Origin of the sequence: Nonomuraea sp. H19, from assembly GCF_052068215.1 — a bacterium.
Classification (GTDB): domain Bacteria; phylum Actinomycetota; class Actinomycetes; order Streptosporangiales; family Streptosporangiaceae; genus Nonomuraea.
Genome location: NZ_JBQHCV010000097.1, coordinates 1 through 3,005 on the forward strand (window position 1 = coordinate 1; position 3,005 = coordinate 3,005).

At 69.3% G+C, this 3,005-nt stretch carries 4 protein-coding genes; 3 read left to right on the forward strand and 1 reads right to left on the reverse strand.

The annotated features are described in order from the left end of the window. The first annotated feature begins 310 nt into the window (after positions 1-310). The 3 genes from ACTMTI_RS56615 to ACTMTI_RS56625 all read left to right on the forward strand — a co-directional run bounded on the left by ACTMTI_RS56615 (position 311) and on the right by ACTMTI_RS56625 (position 2,654). A complete protein-coding gene (locus ACTMTI_RS56615; protein ID WP_441129361.1) occupies positions 311-1,525 on the forward strand; it encodes a hypothetical protein in 1,215 nt (404 codons plus the stop codon). Then, the gene (locus ACTMTI_RS56620) at positions 1,522-1,878 is read left to right on the forward strand and encodes a hypothetical protein (protein WP_441129362.1); all 357 of its coding nucleotides are present in this window, start codon (positions 1,522-1,524) and stop codon (positions 1,876-1,878) included. Before ACTMTI_RS56615 ends, ACTMTI_RS56620 begins: the two co-directional genes overlap by 4 nt. A 155-nt stretch (positions 1,879-2,033) precedes the next feature. Then, entirely contained in the window at positions 2,034-2,654 is a 621-nt protein-coding gene (locus ACTMTI_RS56625) for a hypothetical protein (protein ID WP_441129363.1), read from the forward strand. 7 nt (positions 2,655-2,661) lie between these two features. On the opposite strand, the gene ACTMTI_RS56630 is transcribed toward ACTMTI_RS56625, so the two are convergent. After that, a partial coding sequence (locus ACTMTI_RS56630) for a response regulator transcription factor (protein ID WP_441129364.1) occupies positions 2,662-3,005 on the reverse strand: 344 nt, incomplete at its 5' end.

A 3,005-nucleotide genomic window follows, 5' to 3' on the forward strand; every position in this document is an offset into this window, starting at 1 on the left:
CGGGCGGGTGTAGCTGAAGGCGATCCACCCGCTCCAGCCCAGCACGCTGGCGACCACGAGGATGACGGCACCTTGTACGGGGAGGGTCAGCAGTGCCCAGGTGCAGAAGGCGGCGGCCAGGATCGCCATCACGGTCGCCGAGTAGGGTTCAGGTCGTTTGGTCATGGCCGAAACCCTAGGAAGATGGCGCTACCGGTCGCCTCCGTCACGTGACTGATGTGCATGCCGGTCACATCAGTCACCTGACGGAGGCGATGCACCAAGGGGCATGGCTAGCGTCCTGCGCTATGAAGTTGATCGATTCCATGCCATGATCCGGGTCTTCGCTGTCGTGTTCCTACTGCTGTTCCTGGCCACTCCGGCCCGGGCGCATGTCGTCGAGTCCGGAGCGGATCTGCGGGTGACACAGACCTTCGGTGCGGGCGAGGTCACCCTGGTCATCGCCGGGGTCTCGCGGGTGCCGGCGCCGCTGCGGGTGAGTGCGCAGGCCGTAGCGCCCTCGAGCCTTCGCCTGGAGCTGGAGCTGCGTTCGCTGACCGACGACAGCAGGTCGACCGGCTCGGTGAGCGTCGGGCAGGCGCCCGCCGCGTTGCAGGCGCGCCAGACCGGTCCGCATGAGCTTCGCGTTCGTGTCGGTGACGAGGTCGCGGTCATCTCGTTCCGGGTACTGGTGACGAGCGCCGCCTTCTGGGAGATGCTGCTCGACGGTGCGTTCGTGGTGGTCGGGCTGCTGCTGGTGATCGGCGTGCTCGTAGGCCGCCTGTCCCGGCCGATCGTGGGCGGCGCGAGTGCTGCCGCGGCGGTCGCGGTCGTCGTGATGCTGCTGCGGCCGTACCTGCCCGCGGCCCAGCCGGAGGGCGCGGCGCCCGTCGCCGAGGTCGGACGGCCATATGTGCAGGGCCGCTTCTCGACGCTGCCCGCTCGGCCCGCCACGGGCGCCGAGTTCACCTTGACCCTGCAGTTCGCGGACGGCGCGACCGGTCGGCCGGTGGACGATCTCGCCGTCCACCACGAGGCCCCGGCGCATCTCGTGGTCACCAGCCAGGATGGCGCGGTCTTCCGGCACGTGCACCCGTTGCGGACCGCGCCGGGTGTCCTGGCCGTACGGCTGCGCGTTCCGCAACCGGGCCGCTACCTCGCCTACGCCGAGATCGAGCGACAGGAGTCGGGCGGGCAACTGGTCGCCGGCGCCTTCGAGGTCTCCGGTGCCGCCCAGCCGGACCCTTCCGTCCAGGAGCCTGCCGTGCCCCGCCTCACCCCGGTCGCGCCGACCGCCGGACGCCCGGTGACCATTGAGGTCCGCCCGGAGGGCTCGATCCAGCCATGGCTGGGCATGCCCGGCCACCTGATCGTCAGGAGCGAGGACGGTGTCCACCTGGCGCATGCGCACGGGACGGCGGCCGGCCAGTCCGCGCTGCGCTTCACCCTTACCCTCCCGGAACCGGGCCGCTACCTGGCCTGGGCCCAATACGCCGCCGGATGGCGACTCGTGACCCGGCCCTTCACCATGGAGGTAGATCGATGAAGTATGCAGCTGTCTGCCTGCTCCTGGCGGGCGTGCTGTTAGCCGTCACTTCGCGCTGGCTCGGCGGCGGTCCCGAGAGCGTGCAGGCGGCGGGCACGCGGTATACGGTCAGCGTGCTCCCGGCCGATCCCCTCGAGGTGCGGGTGACTTCGGGCAAGGCCGAAACGGTCACGCTGGCGGCGGTCATGCCGAGCATGGGCCACGCTCTGCCGCCGGTCGCCACCGTTCAGGCCGATCTCGGCCGCTTCGTCGCCGAGGAGAAGGTGTTCGTCATGGACGGCGTATGGGAACTGTCGATCACTCTGTCCGGGGATCGAGGTGAGGAGACGATCACAGTCAGCATGCTGGTGTGATGGGCTGGAACATCAGTCAGGTGACGGAGGCGACGCGCGAGGGGCCCGGCTAGCGTCGGCGACATGAAGCTGATCAATGATCATCTGGCTGTCAAGGCCCGGTTACTGCCCGCGACCGGCGACGGTTTCCTCATGCTGGCCGGCGAGGTCGGCACTTGGCGTGGCAGCTACTTCGCGTCGCCTCTTTTGCCGCGCATCTCAAGGCCCTGGCCACGGGCATCGAGGCGCGCGAGGCGAACGTGTTCCGCGCCGTCCTGCGCACACCAGGTGAGGGCGACGAACTGCTGGCCGCCCAAGGCATCCGGCCGGCGCGTTATGACGTCGTCGTGCTGATCCGCACCGCATCCGTGGAGGCCGCGCTGGCACTGCGCGAGACCGCCGTCTACAAGGAAATCGCCGAGACGCTCCGCGCCGCGGCCCGCCGTACCCACGAGATCGTCGCGAGCAACGCCGGACGGCTCGGCGACGTGGACCACAGCCAGAACCATTGCTTCCTGTTCAACTACTTCTACGCCGACGACCGCGAGACCCTGCTGAAGGTGTGGGAGTACACCGCCGGGTGGTTCCAGGCCAAGACCGCGCTGCCCAACTCCGCCCTGATGCAGCCGCTGAAGGGCGAGAGCGCCGACTACGGGCTCGTCAACCACGCGAGCTGGCCGAGCTGGCGGACCTTCCTGCCCAGCCTGATCTTCCGTCCCACCTTCCGCAGCTTCGTGCTGGCCAACTTCAAGGCCAACGGCATCGCCGCGCAGCCGATCATCTACCGCCGGGTGTGACCTGCCCTCAGGTCAGTCCTGGGAGCCTGGTCAGTTCGGCGCGCGAGGAGACGCCCAGCTTGGGAAAGGCCTTGTACAGGTGGGAAGCGACCGTGCGCGGGCTCAGGAAGAGTTGCGCGCCGATCTCGCGGTTGGACACGCCCGTGACGGCCAGCCGTACCACCTGGAGCTCCTGCGGTGTCAGCACGTCCAGTGGATCTCCGGCACGGGCATGGTCCGGTAGTGAGAGCCCGGTGGCGCGCAGCTCGGCGGCAGCACGGTCAGACCAGGGAACCGCGCCGAGCCGGTCGAAGGCCTCCATGGCGGCCTGGAGGTGAGTACGTGCCTCGGCGCGGCGCTTGTGGCGGCGCA

Coding starts and splice junctions, on each gene's coding strand:
- ACTMTI_RS56615 (WP_441129361.1), top strand. CDS start 311: ATGATCCGGGTCTTCGCTGTCGTGTTCCTACTGCTGTTCCTGGCCACT.
- ACTMTI_RS56620 (WP_441129362.1), top strand. CDS start 1,522: ATGAAGTATGCAGCTGTCTGCCTGCTCCTGGCGGGCGTGCTGTTAGCC.